This is a genomic window from Bacillus sp. V33-4, from assembly GCF_002860225.1.
In the GTDB taxonomy this organism is placed as follows: domain Bacteria; phylum Bacillota; class Bacilli; order Bacillales; family Cytobacillaceae; genus Bacillus_BJ; species Bacillus_BJ canaveralius.
In genome coordinates this window covers 78,065-99,708 of record NZ_PGVC01000023.1, presented here as the reverse complement: position 1 = coordinate 99,708, position 21,644 = coordinate 78,065, and the positions used below count along the sequence as shown (strand labels likewise).

22 protein-coding genes are annotated in these 21,644 nt (G+C 45.1%); 20 read left to right on the top strand and 2 right to left on the bottom strand.

The window, feature by feature from the left end; genetic code table 11:
• The first annotated feature begins 358 nt into the window (after positions 1 to 358).
• The 7 genes from CVD23_RS08960 (at position 359) to prmC (ending at position 7,630) form a co-directional block, all read left to right on the top strand.
• A complete protein-coding gene (locus tag CVD23_RS08960; RefSeq protein WP_101579372.1) occupies positions 359 to 1,645 on the top strand; it encodes a UDP-N-acetylglucosamine 1-carboxyvinyltransferase in 1,287 nt (428 codons plus the stop codon).
• A gap of 51 nt (positions 1,646 to 1,696) precedes the next feature.
• Complete coding sequence (glpX, locus tag CVD23_RS08955) at positions 1,697 to 2,662, top strand: class II fructose-bisphosphatase (protein WP_101579371.1); 966 nt, start codon at positions 1,697 to 1,699, stop codon at positions 2,660 to 2,662.
• A gap of 407 nt (positions 2,663 to 3,069) precedes the next feature.
• Complete coding sequence (gene rho / locus CVD23_RS08950) at positions 3,070 to 4,335, top strand: transcription termination factor Rho (protein ID WP_101579370.1); 1,266 nt, start codon at positions 3,070 to 3,072, stop codon at positions 4,333 to 4,335.
• Between the two features lie 168 nt (positions 4,336 to 4,503).
• On the top strand, positions 4,504 to 4,713 hold the full coding sequence (gene rpmE / locus CVD23_RS08945; protein ID WP_101576074.1) for a 50S ribosomal protein L31: 210 nt from the start codon (positions 4,504 to 4,506) through the stop codon (positions 4,711 to 4,713).
• A gap of 178 nt (positions 4,714 to 4,891) precedes the next feature.
• A complete protein-coding gene (locus tag CVD23_RS08940) occupies positions 4,892 to 5,512 on the top strand; it encodes a thymidine kinase (RefSeq protein ID WP_101576082.1) in 621 nt (206 codons plus the stop codon).
• A 185-nt stretch (positions 5,513 to 5,697) separates the two neighbouring features.
• Positions 5,698 to 6,771 (top strand): peptide chain release factor 1, encoded by a 1,074-nt coding sequence (prfA, locus tag CVD23_RS08935; RefSeq protein WP_101576073.1) that lies wholly within the window; start codon positions 5,698 to 5,700, stop codon positions 6,769 to 6,771.
• A 1-nt stretch (position 6,772) separates the two neighbouring features.
• Positions 6,773 to 7,630 (top strand): peptide chain release factor N(5)-glutamine methyltransferase, encoded by an 858-nt coding sequence (gene prmC / locus CVD23_RS08930; RefSeq protein WP_101665799.1) that lies wholly within the window; start codon positions 6,773 to 6,775, stop codon positions 7,628 to 7,630.
• 36 nt (positions 7,631 to 7,666) lie between these two features.
• Here prmC and CVD23_RS08925 read toward each other — a convergent pair whose 3' ends face one another.
• Positions 7,667 to 8,014 carry a hypothetical protein gene (locus tag CVD23_RS08925; protein WP_101665798.1) on the bottom strand — a complete coding sequence of 116 codons (348 nt, stop codon included), beginning with the start codon at positions 8,012 to 8,014 and terminating at the stop codon, positions 7,667 to 7,669.
• A 210-nt stretch (positions 8,015 to 8,224) separates the two neighbouring features.
• Here CVD23_RS08925 and spoIIR point away from each other — a divergent pair, with 210 nt between their 5' ends.
• The 11 genes from spoIIR to wecB all read left to right on the top strand — a co-directional run bounded on the left by spoIIR (position 8,225) and on the right by wecB (position 18,057).
• Entirely contained in the window at positions 8,225 to 8,902 is a 678-nt protein-coding gene (gene spoIIR / locus CVD23_RS08920) for a stage II sporulation protein R (RefSeq protein ID WP_101576081.1), read from the top strand.
• Between the two features lie 224 nt (positions 8,903 to 9,126).
• Positions 9,127 to 9,570: a hypothetical protein gene (locus tag CVD23_RS08910; RefSeq protein WP_101576071.1), complete on the top strand. Its 444-nt coding sequence runs from the start codon at positions 9,127 to 9,129 to the stop codon at positions 9,568 to 9,570.
• A gap of 181 nt (positions 9,571 to 9,751) precedes the next feature.
• Positions 9,752 to 10,798, top strand: a complete 1,047-nt coding sequence (locus CVD23_RS08905) for an L-threonylcarbamoyladenylate synthase (protein WP_101665796.1) — start codon at positions 9,752 to 9,754, stop codon at positions 10,796 to 10,798.
• Positions 10,799 to 10,926: 128 nt separating this feature from the next.
• Positions 10,927 to 11,478: a manganese efflux pump MntP gene (locus tag CVD23_RS08900; protein WP_257988221.1), complete on the top strand. Its 552-nt coding sequence runs from the start codon at positions 10,927 to 10,929 to the stop codon at positions 11,476 to 11,478.
• A 114-nt stretch (positions 11,479 to 11,592) separates the two neighbouring features.
• A complete protein-coding gene (locus CVD23_RS08895; RefSeq protein ID WP_101665795.1) occupies positions 11,593 to 12,036 on the top strand; it encodes a low molecular weight protein arginine phosphatase in 444 nt (147 codons plus the stop codon).
• Positions 12,037 to 12,057: 21 nt separating this feature from the next.
• Positions 12,058 to 13,353, top strand: a complete 1,296-nt coding sequence (locus tag CVD23_RS08890; RefSeq protein WP_101665794.1) for a methyl-accepting chemotaxis protein — start codon at positions 12,058 to 12,060, stop codon at positions 13,351 to 13,353.
• A gap of 149 nt (positions 13,354 to 13,502) precedes the next feature.
• The gene (rpiB, locus tag CVD23_RS08885; RefSeq protein WP_101576066.1) at positions 13,503 to 13,943 is read left to right on the top strand and encodes a ribose 5-phosphate isomerase B; all 441 of its coding nucleotides are present in this window, start codon (positions 13,503 to 13,505) and stop codon (positions 13,941 to 13,943) included.
• Positions 13,944 to 14,006: 63 nt separating this feature from the next.
• Positions 14,007 to 14,576, top strand: coding sequence for a TIGR01440 family protein (locus tag CVD23_RS08880; protein WP_101576065.1), 570 nt, complete (start codon positions 14,007 to 14,009; stop codon positions 14,574 to 14,576).
• A 244-nt stretch (positions 14,577 to 14,820) separates the two neighbouring features.
• Complete coding sequence (gene glyA, locus CVD23_RS08875) at positions 14,821 to 16,053, top strand: serine hydroxymethyltransferase (RefSeq protein WP_101665793.1); 1,233 nt, start codon at positions 14,821 to 14,823, stop codon at positions 16,051 to 16,053.
• A 207-nt stretch (positions 16,054 to 16,260) separates the two neighbouring features.
• Complete coding sequence (gene upp / locus CVD23_RS08870; RefSeq protein ID WP_101576063.1) at positions 16,261 to 16,890, top strand: uracil phosphoribosyltransferase; 630 nt, start codon at positions 16,261 to 16,263, stop codon at positions 16,888 to 16,890.
• Between the two features lie 18 nt (positions 16,891 to 16,908).
• Positions 16,909 to 18,057: a non-hydrolyzing UDP-N-acetylglucosamine 2-epimerase gene (wecB, locus tag CVD23_RS08865; protein WP_101665792.1), complete on the top strand. Its 1,149-nt coding sequence runs from the start codon at positions 16,909 to 16,911 to the stop codon at positions 18,055 to 18,057.
• Between the two features lie 273 nt (positions 18,058 to 18,330).
• On the opposite strand, the gene CVD23_RS08855 is transcribed toward wecB, so the two are convergent.
• Complete coding sequence (locus CVD23_RS08855) at positions 18,331 to 18,765, bottom strand: hypothetical protein (RefSeq protein ID WP_257988217.1); 435 nt, start codon at positions 18,763 to 18,765, stop codon at positions 18,331 to 18,333.
• A 152-nt stretch (positions 18,766 to 18,917) separates the two neighbouring features.
• Here CVD23_RS08855 and CVD23_RS08850 point away from each other — a divergent pair, with 152 nt between their 5' ends.
• Both CVD23_RS08850 and CVD23_RS08845 read left to right on the top strand, forming a co-directional pair.
• Positions 18,918 to 21,164 (top strand): S8 family serine peptidase, encoded by a 2,247-nt coding sequence (locus CVD23_RS08850; protein ID WP_441296844.1) that lies wholly within the window; start codon positions 18,918 to 18,920, stop codon positions 21,162 to 21,164.
• Positions 21,165 to 21,418: 254 nt separating this feature from the next.
• The gene (locus tag CVD23_RS08845) at positions 21,419 to 21,640 is read left to right on the top strand and encodes an AtpZ/AtpI family protein (RefSeq protein ID WP_101576060.1); all 222 of its coding nucleotides are present in this window, start codon (positions 21,419 to 21,421) and stop codon (positions 21,638 to 21,640) included.
• Positions 21,641 to 21,644: the final 4 nt, after the last annotated feature.

The window sequence follows — 21,644 nt, the reverse complement described above, 5'->3', positions numbered from 1 at the left end:
CGGTTTCGCTTAACTTTTAAAACTGCAGGCTTGATTATTGAGCAGGCATAGTGTAAGTTGGAAAAGGAAAAGGTAATTTTTTCAAATCAGTCTTTTCATACATGAAAAAGAAGATTTCGTGTAAACTAAATATTAAGACAAACTGTCGGAATATGCCTTTCTTTGTTGGAAAATTATAGTAATTAACGTTTTCTTTGTAGATTTGCCAAACGGGCGCAACTCCCCGCATCTTTTGTAAGACTTATAAGCTCCCGTTATTCGCGAAGGAAATTCTGACATGTCACAATGAAAAGCCTTTATGGCCGGCCTTTTTAATAAGGTCGATCCATGCGGTTTACGGCTTAGAAGGGAGTCAAACATGGAAAAGCTTAAAATTGCAGGCGGTTATCCGCTAAAAGGGACAGTTCGAATCAGTGGAGCGAAAAACAGCGCTGTCGCTTTGATTCCTGCAGCCATTTTGGCCGATTCACCTGTCTCGATTGAGGGTTTACCAGATATTTCGGACGTACAGATTTTAAAAGGGCTTCTTGAAGAGATTGGCGGTACGGTCGAATTTTCCAACCATGAAATGACGGTTGATCCTTCTTCGATGATCTCGATGCCACTGCCAAACGGAAAAGTAAAAAAACTTAGAGCTTCGTATTATTTAATGGGAGCCATGCTGGGCCGCTTTAAAAAGGCTGTTATTGGACTTCCGGGAGGATGCCATCTCGGCCCGCGCCCGATTGATCAGCACATAAAAGGCTTTGAAGCACTCGGTGCCAGTGTTACCAATGAACAGGGCGCTATTTATTTGCGGGCTGATGAATTGCGCGGGGCGCGCATTTACTTGGACGTAGTCAGTGTTGGTGCGACGATCAACATTATGCTGGCTGCCGTTCGCGCTAAAGGCCGGACGATTATTGAGAATGCAGCGAAGGAACCGGAAATTATCGATGTCGCTACATTGCTCACCAATATGGGAGCAAATATAAAGGGAGCCGGGACGGACGTGATCAGGATTGAAGGTGTTGACGAGCTTCACGGCTGCCGTCATACGATCATTCCCGACCGCATCGAAGCGGGAACCTACTTAATTCTTGGTGCAGCGGTTGGAGAAGGAATCCTGATTGATAATGTGATTCCGCAGCATCTCGAGTCACTCATCGCAAAGCTTCGCGAAATGGGCGTGCCGATTGAAGCTGGAGATGACCAAGTGTTTGTCGGGCCTGCTGGAAAATTCAAGCCAGTCGACGTTAAAACACTTGTCTACCCTGGTTTCCCGACAGATCTACAACAGCCGTTTACTTCTTTGCTGACAAGGGCGGAGGGTTCAAGTGTTGTGACGGATACAATCTACGGAGCCCGGTTCAAGCATATTGACGAATTAAGAAGGATGAACGCGAATATTAAAGTTGAAGGCCGGTCTGCAATTATCAATGGTTCTGTGCAGCTCCAAGGCGCCAAGGTGAAGGCAAGTGACCTGCGAGCCGGTGCAGCGCTTATCATTGCCGGTTTGATCGCAGAAGGAATTACCGAAGTTACCGGGCTTGAACACATCGACAGAGGCTACAGCCATCTGGTTGAAAAGCTGAACGGCCTCGGAGCCACTGTCTGGCGGGAAGAATTAACGGGGGAAGAACTCGAACAATTGAAAAATGCCTAATAAGAAGCCTTTCTAGAGAAATAAATGGAACGAGCGGGAGGAAGAGAACAGATGGAGAGAAGCTTATCAATGGAGCTTATCCGTGTGACCGAAGCTGCTGCACTTGCTTCTGCACGATGGATGGGCCGCGGGAAAAAAGATGAAGCTGATGATGCGGCAACTTCTGCGATGCGGGATGTATTCGATACGGTTCCGATGAAAGGAACCGTCGTAATTGGAGAAGGAGAAATGGATGAAGCTCCGATGCTCTATATCGGTGAAAAGCTCGGAACCGGCTATGGCCCACGTGTTGATGTTGCAGTGGACCCGCTTGAAGGAACCAACATTGTTGCTTCCGGGGGCTGGAACGCCCTTGCCGTTTTAGCGGTAGCCGACCATGGCAATCTTCTTCATGCGCCGGATATGTATATGGATAAAATCGCCGTCGGTCCTGAAGCGGTTGGTCAAATAGATATAAATGCTTCGGTCATTGATAATTTAAAAGCTGTTGCGAAAGCAAAAAATAAAGATGTTGAAGATGTGGTGGCGACCGTTTTAAATCGCCCGCGCCACGAGCACATTATTACCCAGCTTCGCGAAGCGGGGGCCAGAATTAAACTCATTAATGATGGGGATGTAGCGGGAGCAATTAATACCGCTTTCGAATCAACCGGTGTCGATATTTTATTCGGATCCGGCGGAGCTCCGGAGGGAGTGTTGGCAGCCGTTGCCTTAAAGTCGCTTGGTGGAGAAATACAGGGTAAGCTCTTACCGCAAAATGACGCGGAGCTTGAAAGGTGTCTCTCGATGGGGCTTGAAGTAAACAAAATTCTTCGCATGGAAGACCTTGTCAGGGGCGATGATGCGATCTTTGCTGCAACAGGTGTTACCGATGGTGAGCTATTACGCGGTGTCCAATTTAAAGGTTCCTACGGTTCTACCCATTCTGTTGTAATGAGAGCAAAATCGGGTACTGTCCGTTTTATCGAAGGCCGTCACAGCTTAAAAAAGAAACCTCATCTAGTGATAAAAGGGTAAGTTCTCAGCTTTTCTGCAAACCCTTTCAACCGCTCCCTGGTTCTCACGGGAACAGGGAGCATCTTTTCATTTAGGTTGAAAATCTTATTGTGGCAATACTTCGAAAGAACACATCTTTGCTCCCTTCCTCAAAACTTTTATTCACAAACAAAAAAATTAGTTGATTAATTTTCAATAAACAGGGTAAAATAAAGATTGTTTTGGCGAACTCATAAATTTTTATAGTATAAAAGTTTTTGCTAGGTCTGCGATGTGCCCGCGCCCAAAGAAAGTCATGCTTCCTAGTTGAATTCACTTCTATAATGCTTCAAGAAACCCTTCAGTAGTCCATCCTTCCGTCCATATCGAAAACCTGTTCACAATTATATGGGGGAAACAATCGAAAAATTAAAAAGTGTGGTGTATATATGGAATTAACTATTACAAGTTTAGAAAATATGAAATTAAAAGAACTATACGAGCTTGCCCGTGAATTTAAAGTATCCTATTACAGCAAATTAACGAAAAAAGAGCTCATCTTTGCTATTCTTAAAGTCAGGGCCGAACAACAGGGCTATTTCTTTATGGAAGGTGTCCTTGAAATTATTCAGTCGGAAGGCTTTGGTTTTCTCCGCCCGATCAACTATTCGCCAAGCTCCGAGGATATATATATATCGGCATCGCAAATTCGCCGCTTTGATCTCCGAAATGGGGACAAGGTATCCGGAAAAGTCCGTCCTCCAAAGGAGAATGAAAGGTATTTTGGGCTACTTCATGTAGAGGCTGTAAATGGCGATGATCCTGAGACAGCAAAAGAGCGAGTCCATTTCCCGGCGTTAACGCCGCTTTATCCGGACAGGCAAATGAAGGTGGAAACGACGCAAAGAGGGCTGTCAACAAGAATTATGGACGTCATTGCGCCGGTCGGCTTTGGGCAGCGCGGTTTGATTGTGGCTCCGCCAAAAGCTGGTAAAACAATGCTTTTAAAAGAAATCGCCAACAGCATTACCACCAATCATCCGGAAGCGGAACTAATCGTCTTGTTAATTGACGAGCGTCCGGAGGAAGTAACCGACATCGAGCGTTCTGTTGCCGGTGATGTCGTAAGCTCGACTTTTGATGAAGTTCCGGAAAACCACATAAAGGTGGCGGAGCTTGTACTCGAGCGCGCAATGCGGCTTGTCGAGCATAAACGTGATGTTGTTATATTAATGGATAGCATCACTCGCTTGGCCCGTGCCTATAACCTCGTGATTCCTCCAAGCGGCCGGACATTGTCTGGTGGTATCGACCCTGCTGCTTTCCATCGTCCAAAGCGATTCTTTGGTGCAGCGCGTAACATCGAGGAAGGTGGAAGCTTGACAATCCTTGCGACGGCTCTTGTAGATACGGGGTCACGAATGGATGATGTTATTTATGAGGAATTTAAAGGAACAGGAAATATGGAACTCCATCTTGACCGTGCTCTTGCCGAAAGACGGATCTTCCCTGCGATTGATATCCGCCGGTCGGGCACGCGGAAAGAGGAATTGCTGATCCCGAAAGAACATCTTGATAAATTATGGGCGATCCGCAAATCTATGTCGGATTCACCTGAATTTGCAGAGAAATTTTTGCGCAAGCTAAAACAAACAAAATCAAATGAAGAATTTTTTGCACAGCTTTCTGAAGAAATGAAAGCAAAGCGTTCTTAATAAGAAAAAGGACGGATGACACACTTTTTGCTTAAAATCACTTCTTGCAAATCAGCTGTCCTCTTGTTATAATATCATTTGTATGGTTTTGAAATTTACGGTTTGGTCATACAGCCGTAATTATAACTCTGTTTCGAAAGACTCAGGGCGGAAAAGGAGATGAAAAGAATGAAAGCAGGAATTCATCCTAACTATAAAACAGTATCGGTGAAATGCGCTTGTGGTAATGAGTTTGAAACGGGTTCTGTTAAAGACGGAATTCGCGTAGAGACTTGTTCTGAGTGCCACCCATTCTATACAGGTCGTCAAAAGTTTGCTGAAGCAGGCGGACGTGTTGACCGATTCAATAAAAAATACGGCCTTAAGAACCAAGAATAAATGTCAGAAACAGGCAAGAGGTTTTCAGCGCTTGCCTGTTTTTTATTTTAAAGAATCAGGTATACATAAGAAAAAAGGTTTGTTTTTTGCTCACTTGCTAATAGTAGGACAAACAGATACGAACTGTATTGTGCTTTTAAAGTATCATTTGGCAGGGACAAGGAAGGAGACGCCATTCATGTATGAAATGAGACAGAGCGGATGGGTTGAGGTAGTTTGCGGAAGTATGTTCTCCGGGAAATCGGAAGAATTAATTCGCCGTGTAAGAAGAGCTCAATTTGCCAAGCAAAAAATAGCGGTTTTTAAGCCGAAAATTGATAACCGATACAGCAACGAAGAAGTTGTTTCGCATAATGGCAACTCGTTTATCGCTATTCCGATTTCAAAGTCAGCCGACATATTTCAGTATATTGACGCCGAAGTGGATGTAATCGCAATCGATGAAGTCCAGTTCTTTGACGAGAAGATTGTTGAAGTCATCCAGCAGCTTGCCAACAGCGGCTACAGGGTGATTGCTGCTGGCCTTGACCAGGACTTCCGCGGCGAACCGTTTGGGCAAATGCCTGCTATTATGGCGATTGCCGAGCTTGTGACAAAGCTCCAGGCCGTTTGCGCTGTTTGCGGATCGCCGGCAAGCCGCACGCAACGGTTGATAAATGGAAATCCAGCCTCGTATGATGATCCGGTTATTTTGGTCGGAGCTTCAGAATCATACGAACCGCGCTGCCGTCATCACCATGAAGTCCCGAAATCGTCCAAAGGCAGCTCGTCCCGGCTGAAAACTGAAACTTTATCATAGTTCTTATATTTCGACCCCCGCCTGGCTTTTGCTTTTGCGGGGTTTTGTCGTTTCCTTATGAATTCGCATATCCCATCTTTTTTTGACTGCCATTGTTCCGTGTACTATAATTAGACTGTTATGGATTAGTGTGATCACAGGCTCTGTTCTTGCAAAGAGCATGATGAAAATAGAGGTGAGTAGCTATGTTTGATCGACTTCAAGCTGTTGAGGACCGCTATGAAAAGCTTAATGAGCTTTTAAGTGATCCTTCAATTGTTAATGATACAAATAAATTAAGAGATTATTCAAAAGAACAATCCGATATTCAAGATACGGTTGATACGTATCGCGAGTATAAACAGGTACGCGAGCAACTCCAGGATGCAAAGGCAATGCTTGATGACAAGCTCGACCCTGAAATGCGCGAAATGGTCAAGGAAGAATTGTCAGAGCTTGAGCAACAAATGGAGAATCTTGAAGCTCGTTTGAAATTATTGTTAGTTCCGAAGGACCCGAATGATGACAAAAACGTGATCTTCGAGATTCGCGGTGCAGCAGGCGGGGACGAAGCCGCGTTATTTGCCGGGAACCTTTACCGAATGTACAGCCGTTTTGCCGAAATCCAAGGCTGGAAGACGGAAATCATTGATGCAAATCCGACCGGTCTGGGCGGATTCAAAGAAATTATTTTCATGATCAACGGAAAAGGGGCCTTTTCAAAGCTAAAATTTGAAAATGGTGCCCATCGTGTCCAGCGTGTGCCCGAAACGGAATCCGGCGGACGGATCCATACTTCAACAGCTACGGTTGCTTGCCTGCCGGAAGCAGAAGACGTTGAAGTTGAAATCCACGATAAAGATATCCGTTTTGATGCATTTGCATCAAGCGGCGCGGGCGGACAGAGCGTAAACACGACGATGTCTGCCGTTCGTTTAACCCACATTCCAACAGGTATCGTCGTTTCCTGCCAGGATGAGAAATCCCAGCATAAAAACAAGGACAAGGCGATGAAAGTATTGCGTGCCCGTGTCTATGATAAATTTCAGCAGGAAGCCCAGGCCGAATATGACCAGGTGCGTAAATCGGCTGTGGGCACCGGTGATCGTTCAGAACGGATCCGGACTTACAATTTCCCGCAAAACCGGGTAACTGACCATCGCATCGGCTTAACGATTCAAAAGCTTGACCAGATTCTAGAAGGCAAGCTCGACGACATCATTGATGCATTGGTTTTAGAAGACCAATCCAAAAAGCTTGAAAGTGCAGGAGAGCTGTAAGATGGCAAAAATATACGAAGCCCTGAACTGGGCTTCTTCTTTTTTAATGAAAAATGGCCGGGAGCAGCACGCGGCTGAGCTGCTGCTTCGCCATTATACAGGCATGGACAGGGCCGCTCTGTTCGCGAGCTTCCATGCCGGCCTGCCCGATGAAACAATGCAGTCCTTTCAAGAAGGAATAGCTCTTCATGTCAAGGGCATACCAGTACAATATATTATTGGAAGCGAAGAGTTTTATGGCCGAACTTTTCAAGTAAATGAGCATGTGCTCATTCCGCGTCCGGAAACAGAAGAGCTCGTTTTTGAAGCGATAAACAGAATAGGCAGCCTTTTTAACCAGGAAGATGTTTTGGAGGTTGTCGATGCCGGGACGGGGACAGGGGCAATCGCGATCACAATCAAACTCGAGCTGCCTGCACTAAACGTAACAGCTTCGGATATATCGGTTGCCGCCCTCAATGTCGCCAAAAACAATGCCAGAAATCTTGGGGCAGATCTGCAGTTCATCCACGGAGACTTACTGAAACCATTTATCGAAGCAGGGCAGAAATTTGATGTCATCCTCTCAAACCCTCCTTATATTCCTCTTCGGGATATCGATGGAATGTCGGAAGTCGTTAAAGATCACGAGCCTCATCTTGCCCTTTTTGCAGGTGATGATGGACTGGATATTTACCGAAGATTTATGGCCGAATTGCCATTCGTTGTAAAAGACAAAGCGCTTATCGGCTTTGAAATCGGCGCCGGCCAGAGCGATGATGTTGCGGTATTGTTAAAAAAGACTTTCCCTGCTGCTGACGTTGATGTCGTTTATGACATAAATAGAAAAGACCGCATTGTATTTGCTTATATCAGCTGATGCAGAAGACCCTTAGCCTTTTGGCTAAGGGTCTTTTTACAATGTTTTAGACAGTAGGGTCATTTCGCGGATAAACGGTACTTTTCGCGGATAAACCATACTTTTCCGCGGATAAACCAAGAACTGCTCATAGATGGAACCGAGCCAGTCGCGGGGTAAACAGCTCCTTTCGCGGATAAACCGAAAACCGCTCATCAAAGGAACCCAGCCAGTCGCGGATAAACCGGACTTTTCGCGGATAAAATGCACTATTTCGCGGATAAACGGTACTTTTTCGCGGATAAACAGTACTTTTTCGTGGATAAACCGAAAACCGCTCATCAAAGGAACCCAGCCAGTCGCGAATAAACCGGACTTTTCGCGGATAAACCGAGAACCGCTCATCAAAGGAACCCAGCCAGTCGCGGGTAAACAGCTCCTTTTCGCAGATAAACACCTCCCCGGGTGCAACAATCGCACTGTTTTTAATGAAAATCCACGATTATCGTGCTCGCTGAATGATGACGAATAAAAGCTACCACGATTTCTGCAATTACTAGTTTAAGATTCTAACATTTTGTCCACAATGGGGGTAGTGAAGGGACGGTGTTGGCGATGAGAACGAAAACATTGGCGTGGGCTTATATTGTGATTCTATCAATAGGCACGCTCTTGAACTTATATATACCGAAAAATGAAGCGGCCGCGAGCGACGCAGTCGTGATTCCAAATGAAGCGATCCGGCTGCGAATTCTTGCAAACAGTGATACAGAGCAGGACCAAGCATTAAAAAGGCTTGTCCGCGATGCGGTAAATGCAGAGATTTCTGAATGGGTTGCGGACCTTACGTCAATTGAAGAGGCAAGAAGCTTAATTCAATCCAGGCTTCCGGAGATTCAAAAAATCGCCGAAGAAGTTGTCGCGCGGGAGCAGTCGTCGCAAACGGTAAAGGCTGAATTTGGCCGAGTCCAATTTCCGACTAAACTGTACGGACAATTTCTTTACCCGGCTGGAGAGTATGAAGCGATCCTCATTTCACTGGGCGAAGGAAAAGGGGCGAACTGGTGGTGCGTATTATTTCCGCCCCTATGTTTTCTTGACTTTTCAAACGGTGTTGCCGTAAGTGAAGAAGAGCAGACGGTAAAGGACAGTGAAGAAACACTGCAACCGGTTAAGGAAGCAGTCGAGGTCGTGAACGATGGCCAAAAAGCGCCCGTATATACGGCAAAAGATGAAGAGCCAGTTGAGGTTAAGTTCTTTGTAAAGGAGCTTTGGGCGAAGCTTTTTGAATGAAATTTTGTAAAATGTGCGGCGCAAATATAACTGCAAATCATCAAAGGCATTTTATCAGCAGGGCGGGGAACACGGAAAAGCAGCGAAAGATAGGGCTCGTAAAGAGATTACCTAGTGTATATAATAAACTTCATTTCAAAAAAGTAGACTTTCCGTTCACCGGGTCTACTTTTTTATATTCTTTCATATTCATAGTAATAGAATAGGAAAAATGAGGTGGATTGATGGACACAATCGTACGTTGTGCAAATGAACAGGATTTGGCAAGGTTATTAACATTTCTCGAAGATGCTAAACTTGGCACGGAGGGAGTGGCGGCTGCAATTGATTATTTTTTGCTGGTTGAAGACGTGCACGGTAACTTAAAAGCGACGGTCGGTATTGAGCCTGCAGGTGAAGCGGGACTGCTGCGTTCCCTTGTGATCAGCGAAGGAATGGCAGAAAAGATAATTTTGATGTTATTTGAACAAATGCTCATCTTAGCGCGGGATAAGCAGTTGAAAGAGTTATACTTGGCAACAAATAAACAGGGCAGTTTGCTTTTTTTTAATATGCTTGGTTTTACCGCAATTGAGAGTGAGGACTTGCCGATGTCTATCCGTCAGCTCAAACACGTGAAATTCATTCTGGATGTGGATAATTCCAGATTTTTAACGTTATCCATGTAAGTAATGTGGATATATCCACAGTTTTATCCACAAAATCACGATGTTTATACACATTTTGTGGATAAAACTTGTGTTCCCCTCCATCTTCTTTTATACTTTCAAAGGTAGCAATTACTAGATTCTGAAGTAAAAACACCGGTAAATAGAGAGTATTTTGAGTTGACATAAAAGGTGGATGAACATGGATACAAAAATTTGGTCAGTGGATAAGTTTGTGACTAACTTAGAAGATTATCCACAGATTTCTGAAGCCGCCGCTTTGTTAAAAGAAAATGAAGTAGTCGCTTTTCCTACTGAAACAGTATATGGGTTGGGCGGAAATGCCGATAGTGACACTGCTGTGGCAAAGATTTTCGAAGCGAAAGGCAGGCCGGCGGATAATCCGTTAATTATCCACATTGCAAAAAAAGAGCAACTCGACAGTTTTGTGGATGGAGTTCCTGAAAAAGCCGGGATGTTAATGGATCATTTCTGGCCGGGACCATTGACCATTGTCTTCAATAAAAAAGCGGGACAGTTATCCGCTAAAGCAACAGCCGGCCTGTCAACAGTTGCGGTCAGAATGCCGGATCACCCGGTAGCTCTTGCCTTAATTAAAAAAACAGGGTTGCCGATTGCAGCACCGAGCGCAAACCAGTCCGGCAAACCAAGCCCGACTTCGGCGCAGCACGTCCATGATGATTTGTACGGGAGAATAAGCGGCATTATTGACGGCGGAGCAACAGGGGTCGGTGTTGAATCGACTGTTATTGATTGCACCGGGCCGGTCCCGGTTATTTTAAGGCCGGGCGGAGCTACGGTTGAGCAGATTGAGGCGGTTGTTGGTAAAGTCCAATTGGATCCGGCTCTGGCAGATCAAGAAATAGCACCAAAATCACCAGGCATGAAGTATCAGCATTATGCACCAAATGCTCCTCTCTATTTAGTAGAAGGAAGCCGTGACTTTTTGCAAGAGCTTATTAATGAGAAAAGGAAACTGGGATTGAAGGCAGGCGTGTTAACCACTGAAGAAAACGTCGCTTTTTTTCAAGCCGATGCCGTGCTTGGCTGCGGGAGCCGGGACAAGCCGGAAACGGTTGCCAGCTCTTTGTATGATACGTTAAGGGAGTTTAACGCCAAGGATCTTGATGTCATTTTTTCAGAAGTTTTCCCGCGGATTGGCGTTGGTGAGGCTGTCATGAACCGCCTGATGAAAGCGGCAGGCCAGCGGTTGATCAAGGAAGAATAGTCTGGCAGACAGGGACGCATTCTGGGAAGAGTGCGCTTTTTTCTATTGAATGAGCGGTTTAATAACCAGCTTCTAAATCCCTTTGGACGTGCATATGATGAAATAGCAAGTCCAAGGGGTGAACAAAAATGGAGGTAACTGGAGAAGTTTTTACACTAATCGTCATGGCATTTGCACTAGGAATGGACGCTTTTTCGGTCGGCCTTGGAATGGGAATGTACAAGCTTCGTCTCAGGCAGATCTTTAAAATAGGATTCACAATCGGTATATTCCATTTGTGGATGCCTATGCTCGGAATGATTGCAGGCAGATTTTTATCAGAAAAATTTGGTGCAATCGCCGGCTATATTGGTGGAATGCTTCTTGTTATTCTTGGCGTGCAAATGATTCTGGCTGTTTTTAAGGACGAAGAAAGCAGCATAATCACCCCCGTTGGCCTCGGAATGCTCATTTTTGCATTAAGCGTCAGCCTTGATAGCTTTTCAGTCGGGTTAACGCTTGGCATTTACGGAGCGAAAACAGCATTAGTGTTAATCTGTTTTGGTGCAGCTGCCACCGTGCTGGCGTGGCTCGGCCTATATCTCGGCAGGAAAGTCCGGGGTTTGCTGGGGGCATACAGCGAAGCACTTGGTGGGAGCATACTTCTCGCATTTGGCATCAAGCTTCTCTTCTCATTTTAAGGATACATAATCGTCGAACGGGCACCTTTAAAGGTGTCTGTTCTCTTTTTTTAAAGCAAGTCTATTGTAATAGGTAATAATGGCTTATAATGTAAATAAAGGAGGCAATCATCGATGACACGCATTTTATTTGTTTGTACGGGGAATACGTGCCGGAGCCCAATGGCTGAAGCAATCTTAAAAAGCAAATCCATTCCCGGAATTGAGGTACGATCCGCGGGTGTGTTTGCGGGTGTGGGCAGTGCGGCATCACCCAATGCGAACAAGGTTCTCGAAGAAAATAATATTTTCCATGAGCATCGCTCTACGCTTTTAACAAAAGCAGAAATCGATTGGGCAACATATATTTTAACGATGACCGCTGCGCACAAAGCGTCTGTTATCAGCCAGTTTCCATACGCGGCAGATAAAACGTTTACATTATATGAGTTTGCAGGAAATGATGCAGGTCGAGATATTGCTGATCCTTATGGCGGACCGGTTCACCTTTACCGGCAAACCTATCAAGAAATTCACCAAGTAATCGACAAAATCATGACACGTTTAAAAAACATTTAACAATGTTCGGAGGAGAAACTGATGGAGGAGAAAAAGCGCTACAAATTTGGATTAAGGAAGAAGCTTGTCCTGTTTACGACAGCTCTGGCGTTTATAACATATACGACCAGTGCAGTATTTATTTACTTTTTGTACCCTTATATTAACGAGATGATCGCAATCGGCGAGATGAGCTTTAGTGCTATCACCTTGTCCTTAGGAATTATTTGGTCAGGAATCCTTGCATTTATCGCGGCAGGCTTTATCATTAAACCGTTGCAAAGGCTAGAAAAAATCGCGATTAAAGCGGCCCATGGTGATATAAAGGAAGACGCTGAAGTCTCCAATTCCGATGATGAAATCCGCTCACTTGGAATTGCTTTTAACCACATGCTGTTCAGCTTAAGAGATATGGTGGAGAACATCGATGGAAATTTCCAGGACACGAATGCAAAGGTCCTTGCTATTTCAAAGGAGTCATCAGCAGCGTCATTACAAGCCGAAGCGATTTCCCGGACAATCCGCGAGATCTCGGCGGGTGCTGATAACTCAGCCGTTTCGATTCAGTCCACAGCTGAGTCTGTAGAAGATGTGATCAAAATTGCGGAAGAGGTGCAGGAAAAGGCCAAAGTATCTGGAATGGTTTCGCAGGAAATGGTCAACGATTTACGCGAATCGAAAGAAGTCATTCATTCCTTAATAGCAGGAATTGAAAAGCTTTCTAAAGAAAACCAGCATTCCTTACATACTGTTAAACGCCTTGAGGAAAATGCAGCAAAGGTCGAACAGATCATCCAGCTTGTCGGCGATATTGCCGCACAGACCAATTTACTTGCCTTGAATGCGTCTATTGAAGCAGCTCGTGCAGGTGAGCACGGCAAAGGCTTTGCTGTCGTTGCCGAAGAAGTCAGGAAGCTCGCAGATGAAAGTGGGAAGGCAGTTCAAGGGATTTCTGAATTGATTAAAGATATTCAAAAAGAAGTTCAAAATGTCGTCGAACAAATTTCCGGCCAGGTCAAAACGGCCAATGAAGAAGCGAAAAAAGGATCAAAAACGAAAGAGGTCATCGAAGAAATGGCCGGAACCGTCAATGAAATGGCGGAAGCGGTTGCGGCGATTACCACTCTGGTCGACAGGCAAATGGAAGGTATTCAGCATACTTCCACCCAGTCTCAGGAGGTGGCAGCTATTGCCGAGGAAACTTCCGCGGCTGCCCAGGAAGTAGCCACATCTACCCAGCAGCAGGCAATGGTTATTGCCAACGTAGAAAGCAGCGCGGCTCAGCTTAAAGCCCAAGCCGAACAACTGAAAAGCACAATCACCCGTTTTAAATTATAATTTTGGGAGAAAGGCTCCCTTCGACTTATAGTCGGGGGCCTTAATTTCACTACACCGGGCAAATTGTTTAAACCAGAGAGGGTTTTCTTTATTAATTTTCATCGGTATGTCAAAATAAAGGAAACGACAGCTTTATATGGGGGATTTAAATGAAGGTTGCGATTGCATCAGATCATGGCGGAATAAATATTCGTGAAGAAATAAAGAGCTTAATGGATGAACTCGGAATTGAATACGAAGATTTTGGGTGCGAGTGCAGCACATCTGTTGATTATCCCGATTACGCACTCCCTGTCGCTGAAAAAGTAGCCAACGGACAATTTGACAGGGGCATTTTAATTTGCGGAACCGGCATTGGCATGAGCATCGCTGCCAACAAAGTGAAAGGCATACGCTGTGCCCTTGTGCACGATGTTTTCAGTGCAAAGATGACCAGGGAACATAATGACAGCAACATTCTTGCGATGGGCGAACGGGTAATTGGACCTGGTCTGGCTCGTGAAATTGCTAAGACATGGCTGACGGCAGAATTTGCGGGAGGCCGCCATGCAAACCGGATCGGAAAAATTAACGAATATGAAAGCAAATAGCCGGTACTTTGTGGATCTCAGCTAGGTTCTAATATAATAAAAGCTTAAAAAGGGTGGGCTTTTATGGCGATAGAGAAATGGGAAAAAGACTTAAATCAAATCCTGTCAGAGTTTAAAGAGCAGGCATCGCTTTCGGAAAAGAATCTGCTTGTTGTCGGCTGCAGCACGAGCGAAGTGGCGGGCAGCCGGATCGGAACAGCTGGAACAGAAGAAACAGCTGCGATGATCTTCCGCCAGATAAAGCTGTTTCAGGAACAAACCGGTGTCCAGCTTGCTTTTCAATGCTGTGAACATTTAAACAGGGCGCTTGTTGTCGAGCGATCCACCGCAGAACAAAAAGGTCTGGAAGAAGTAGCGGTTATTCCCGTCCGTTCCGCAGGCGGGGCAATGGCAACTTATGCTTTTAGCCACTTTACTGATCCTGTCATTGTCGAACACATTAAATCCGACGCGGGAATTGATATTGGCGATACTTTCATCGGCATGCATTTAAAGCCGGTTGCTGTGCCTGTCCGGGTTTCTTTAAAACAGGTGGGCGGCGCCCATGTCACCCTTGCGAAAACCCGTCCTAAGTTAATCGGTGGATCGCGGGCCGTATATGAAACAAATCGGGATACACAATCCTGCCGTTAAGCGTAAAGCCTTTGCCGCCTGCAAAGGCTTTTTTCGATAGGTTTGTTTTTTCAAATGCTTAAGGACATTGGAAACGGTTACGTTAAAAATTTCCCGGTAAATAATCGAAAATTGGCTGATTTCCTTACACCTTATCTATCTTTTCAAGCAGAAAGCATGTTAAAATATAAAAGAATTTTCAAACAAGTCATGTTTTCAGTACATATTATTATTTAACAGTGCGGTTGATCAAAGGAGGATGAAGATGAAGCATTTGGCACAACAGGATGAGCAGGTTTTTCAAGCAATACAGGACGAACTGGGACGGCAGCGGACAAAGATTGAATTAATCGCATCAGAAAATTTCGTCAGTGAGGCAGTAATGGAAGCACAAGGATCTGTGTTGACGAACAAATACGCAGAGGGTTACCCTGGACGCCGTTACTATGGCGGCTGTGAGCATGTAGACGTGGTCGAAAATTTGGCCCGCGACCGAGCAAAGCAAATTTTCGGTGCTGAACATGTAAACGTCCAGCCGCACTCAGGCGCACAAGCGAATATGGCCGTTTATTTTACGATTTTGGAACACGGTGATACGGTATTGGGGATGAATCTGTCCCACGGAGGCCATTTAACACATGGAAGTCCAGTTAATTTCAGTGGCGTCCAATATAACTTTGTCGAATACGGTGTTGATGAAAAAAACCAACGCATTAATTATGATGATGTGCTTGCTAAAGCTCGCGAACATAAACCAAAATTGATTGTCGCCGGTGCAAGCGCCTATCCCCGTGAAATAGATTTTAAACGATTCCGGGAGATTGCTGATGAAGTCGGTGCGTACCTGATGGTAGATATGGCCCATATCGCCGGGCTCGTTGCGACTGGATTGCATTCAAATCCCGTTCCGTACGCTGATTTCGTGACCACTACGACACACAAGACGCTGCGCGGTCCGCGCGGTGGCATGATTTTATGCAAGGAAGAGTTCGCTAAGAAAATTGACAAATCAATTTTCCCGGGGATTCAAGGCGGTCCGCTTATGCATGTTATTGCAGCAAAGGCAGTCGCATTCGGTGAAGCACTACAAGGCAGCTTCCAAGAGTACGCAAAAAATATTGTTGAAAGCGCGAAGCGGTTAGCGGAAAAACTGCAAAGCGAAGGGCTCGACCTCGTCTCAGGCGGGACCGATAATCATTTGCTGCTTTTGGATTTGCGTTCACTCGCGATAACCGGGAAGGTTGCTGAGAAAGTTCTTGACGAAGTCGGAATTACGGTTAATAAAAATACAATTCCGTTTGACCCGGAAAGCCCGTTTGTTACAAGCGGAATCCGGATCGGCACAGCAGCGGTTACATCGCGAGGATTTGGCACAGCTGAAATGGATGAAATAGGCTCGCTTATTGCATTCACTCTAAAGAATCATGAAGACGCTGAAAAGCTTGAGGAAGCAAAGCAACGCGTCCTTAATTTAACAGGAAAATTTCAACTATATTAAAAAAAGAAAGCCCGGTTCTGCGTTTAAAGCAGAGCCGGGCTATTTTTTTCAGGCGGTCATAAATCCAATTATGACGTTTCTTTTACAGTTTGCGGCCCGAGTTGCTCAACGGGCGTTTTTTCTGTAAAATTAGACGAAGTGTGTAGACGGCTTTTTACATACAGTGAAACAAAAAATTTAAAATTGAGAAGAAAAGGGGAGATTGTTATGGCAAAGGTATATGTTTTTGATCACCCACTCATTCAGCATAAGCTTACATACATTCGTGACAAGGGAACAGGCACAAAGGAATTCCGTGAACTTGTCGACGAGGTTGCCACATTGATGGCGTTTGAAATCACCCGTGACCTGCCTTTGGAGGACATCGAAATCGAGACACCGGTCAATAGGACAAAATCAAAAGTATTAGCCGGTAAAAAACTTGGGCTCATTCCGATCCTGCGGGCCGGAATCGGCATGGTCGACGGGATTTTAAAATTAATCCCCGCTGCAAAGGTCGGCCATATTGGCCTCTACCGCGACCCGGAAACATTAATGCCGGTCGAGTATTATGTGAAGCTTCCGAGTGATGTCGAAGAAAGAGATTTTATCGTCGTTGATCCGATGCTTGCGACGGGCGGATCTGCTATTGAAGCAATCAACTCTCTCAAAAAGCGCGGTGCGAAAAATATTAAGTTCATGTGTTTAATCGCTGCTCCAGAAGGGGTCGAAGCGGTGAAGCAAGCGCACCCGGACGTCGATATCTATATTGCCGCCCTCGATGAAAAGCTTAACGACCATGGCTATATTGTCCCGGGCTTAGGCGATGCCGGCGACCGTTTATTCGGAACGAAGTAATCTAAAGAGGTGTAAAAAATGAACCGTCCCATAAAAGTAATGACGATTTTCGGTACAAGACCCGAAGCAATCAAAATGGCGCCGCTTGTTCTTGAACTGAAAAAGCGGCCTGGGCAGTTTGAATCGATTGTGACCGTTACAGCCCAGCACCGCGAAATGCTTGATCAAGTGCTAAATATATTCGCGATTAAACCGGACTATGACCTGAATATTATGAAAGACCGCCAAACCCTTATTGACGTAACAACAAGAGGATTGGAAGGCCTTGATAAAGTGATGAAGGAAGTTAAGCCGGACATTGTCCTCGTGCACGGCGATACAACAACGACGTTTGTTGCCAGCCTTGCCGCGTTCTATAATCAAATTGTTGTCGGACATGTTGAAGCCGGCCTCAGAACCTGGAATAAATACTCGCCTTTTCCTGAAGAAATGAACCGCCAGCTGACAGGAGTGATGGCCGATCTCCATTTTGCTCCTACTGCCAAATCAGCCGAAAACTTGCTCGAAGAAAACAAGCCGGGTCAGAACATTTTTGTGACGGGAAATACGGCGATCGATGCCTTGGAAACAACGGTGAAAGAGGAATATCATCATGAGGTTCTCGACAAGCTTGGCAAAGACCGGTTAATCCTTTTGACCGCCCATCGCCGCGAAAACCTTGGCGAACCAATGCGAAATATGTTCAGGGCGATTAAGCGGCTTGTCGAGGAACAGGCAGACGTTCAGGTTGTCTACCCGGTCCATCTGAATCCTGCCGTTCGCGACACTGCTGCCGAAATTCTTGGCAACGATCCACGCATCCACTTAATTGAGCCTCTTGACGTCATTGATTTTCATAATTTTGCCTCAAGAGCCCATTTAATCTTGACCGATTCAGGGGGAGTGCAGGAGGAGGCTCCCTCGCTCGGCGTCCCGGTCCTCGTATTGCGCGATACAACCGAGCGCCCGGAAGGAATCGAAGCTGGAACGCTTAAACTTGCCGGCATTGAAGAAGAACCGATTTATCAGATGGCAACTGAACTGTTAACCGATCCTTCCGCCTATGAAAAAATGGCTAAAGCGATCAACCCGTATGGTGACGGAAATGCTTCAGCGCGAATCTGTGACGCGATCCGCTATTATTTTAAGCAAACAACAGAGCGGCCTGCTGATTATAAACCCGAATAGCAAACAAAAGGCTGGCCTGGAGCATTGGGCCAGCCTAATAATAACTACAAAAATCCTTCACGGATTAGAAAGCTATTTTTTATCATTAAAATATTCTTCTGTAACTTGAAGTTGCTTCTTTAAAATTTCTTTCCACAAATGTCCTCTCGCTTCTCCCGTACCTCTTGAAAGTCTAGTCCGCTTTAAAGTGCCATCATCCATTTGCTTCATAAAATAAATATGATGAGCCCTTTTGTTTATACTCTTTCCAGCCGTCTCTCCGGCAAAAACGTTCTATTTCTCTCCAACTGGGCATCGGATCAAGGACTTAACTCCTTCAATATTATCTTGGACTAAAACATTCATAATATAAGGGAAGTGATCGTGTCTATTGGGAGCTTGAAAATAGGATTTAAAATTATCTTGATACTCATTTGCATATTCGACTAATTCTTCTGTTAATAAATCAATTGCTTCGTCTGCAGTCTCGCCATTCTCTACTAAATCGAATCCTTTAATAGTTGCTGTAACAGAACCATCGTCTTCATATAATAGTTCGGCTTCAAAAGTAAATGCGGAAAAAGCTGCTTTGAGATGTTCTGAACTAATTGCCACCCACTCATCACGATTTCGTTTAACAAAACGAGGACCTTCTCTTACGATATCATCGTTAAATTGGCTCCAGTGTCTTCGCACATCAGTAGCATTAAGTGTTCCTTGCACGAGCATCTCTCCTTTCACCTCCTATATTAACATATTATGTTCAAAGTGTACACAATGTACACTTTATTAAACTGAATTTTATCTTTCATAAAATCTAAACCCTGCATAATTCGACCACCCCCGGAAAACTCTATTGAAAAAGGAGCGGGTCAATGATGATCAGGAAAATTGCCTCCATAATCACTTTCATGTGGCTGCTAGCCGGTTCTGCTGCCGGTCAGTCAAAAACACTTGAGCACCCCCCGATTCCAAAAGGCGATCCCGGGCAAACAAACATAGCGATCGCCATCCTCAAAGACACAGAATCACATATCGATATCAAGGGGCTGTTAGCTAAATTTCAAGGCTTGGAGCTTCGCCATATTTTTAAACATTCATTCAATGGGTTTTCCGTAAAAGGTGATACCGAAACCCTTGAGAAGTTGGCTAAACAACAAGCCGTTTCGCTGATTTCTCCAGTCCAGGCGTACACCGTCAATACGGAAGAAAATATTAAAATGATCGGCGGCGACGCAGTGCGCGGGCTGTTCGGTCCTGACAATGCACGGTTAACGGGGAAAGGAGTTACCGTTGGCGTAATTGATACGGGAGTGGATTATACCCACCCGGATTTGCGAAGAAATTATCGCGGCGGGAGCGATCTTATCGATGGTGATCATGATCCAATGGAATCGAAAGGCGACCCGCGCCAACGCACTCTGCACGGCACTCACGTTGCAGGTGTGATTGCGGCGAATGGAAAGTTTAAAGGAGTGGCACCAGGAGCAGGGATCGTCGCCTACCGTGCGCTTGGACCTGGGGGAGGAGGCACGACAGAGCAAATCATCGCCGCGATCGAGCAAGCAATAAAAGATCGTGTTGATATATTGAACCTATCACTCGGCAACAATGTGAACGGACCGGACCTCCCGATCAGCCTCGCTTTAAACAAAGCGGTTGAAAATGGCATTATAGCTGTCACCTCTTCAGGTAATTCCGGTCCCGGGATATGGACGGTCGGTTCACCAGGTACAGCATCGAAAGCCATTTCTGTCGGGGCATCAACTCCGCCGATGAAGATTCCGTATTTATTGCTTGAAGGATCAGCTAAGAAAATCAGGATGGAACCGATGCAAGGAGCAGATGTATGGAAGCTGGACCGTTCCCTGCAAATGGCGTTTGCCGGCCTCGGTGAGGAAAAGGATTTACAAAATGTCGCAGGAAAAATAGTACTCCTTAAAAGGGGTAAGCTGACATTTACCGAAAAAGCACGAAATGCCAAAAACGCGGGTGCGGCTGCTGTCATTATTTATAACAATACAGATGGCCATTTTATTGGAAACCTTGAAGAAAATGTTTCAATTCCAGTCGGTTCTGTTTCAAAAAAAACTGGAAGCCAGCTGAAAAAACAACTCGAGAACAAAGAGATTTTTTCACGAATTATATTAATAGAAGAAAAAGATTTGCTTGCTGAATTCAGCTCGCGGGGACCTGTTACCGAGTCATGGGAAATTAAACCGGATATCGTCGCGCCCGGGGTGGCGATCAACAGTACGGTTCCGGGAGGATATCTATCTTTGCAGGGAACAAGCATGGCGGCACCCCATGTGGCCGGCGTCTGTGCGCTCATAAAGCAGGCTCATCCAAACTGGACTCCCGAACAGATCAAAGCTTCATTAATAAATACGGCAAAAAAACTCCATAACCAGAAAGGCGAAGCATATCGAACTTATGAGCAGGGAGCAGGAAGGATTCAGGCGGTTGAGGCGATAAGCACCGAAACACTTGTCATGCCGGGAACGATGCAATTCGGAAAGTTTCAGCTTGCTGAACACTTGCATCGCCACCACGCGTCCTTAGTCATTAAAAATACTGGCAGCGCTGTAAAAAAATACTCTTTTTCGGTTCCGAAAAAAACCGCTGGCATTCATTGGGAGATTCCGCTTTCCTTTACGCTGCTTCCGAACGAACAGAAAAAAGTTGAGATCGCAATGCGTGTCGAACCATCACAACTAAAAGAAAAGATCCAGGACGGGGAACTTATATTGCGAGAGGGTTCCAAAGAAATCAGGATTCCATATTTATATGTTCTTGAAGAACCAGCTTACCCGAGAATTATGGGCTTTGATTTTGTCATCGGGGATGATAGCCAGTCATATCGTTACGAAGTGTACTTGCCCGGCGGGGCTGAAGAATTCGGAATTGCCATCTTTGCTGCGGATAATTTTCGTTTTTTGGGATTTCTTGATTGGGAACGGAACGTTAAAAAGGGATTAATTCAAAAAAAAGTGGAAGCTGGGCGGTTGCCTGGCGATGGATCGTATTTACTGAAGATTTTCGCCAAAAAAGCCGGAAAGGAAGATATGATTGAAGCCTATATTCAAATTGGAAAAAAAGAACCCCACAATCTAAGCAGAAGTGACTAAAAAAATCAATATTATTTCGAGAAAAAATTTCGAAAAATGTGTGAACATACCAGATTTTAGTCTTTTTATATGTGAACTTTTTCACTCCAAATTAATTGACATTGACATAACCCTATTGTATGCTTACAAAGGGTATAAATGACAAGGTTTTCAGTCTTCATTGTGCACTCTTTTTTTCCACTTCTGCACAATGCGAAATGTAACAAAATCGCCCCCCGCCCATTACCATTCTCTTAATGCGAGGATGCGTTTATATGAACCAAAACAACCGCCACCCTTTTAAAGCAATGGCATTAACATCTGCCATTCTATCTCAATTAGCGGGCTCCACATTGATTGGCATCTTCGGGGGAAGATGGCTTGATCGGATGTATGGCACTGAACCGCTTTTTTTAATTATCGGATTGCTTTTGGGGTTGGCAGCGGGAATTTATGCCATGCTTAGCCTGGTCCGCCACTTCTTTTCAGGAGAATAAACAA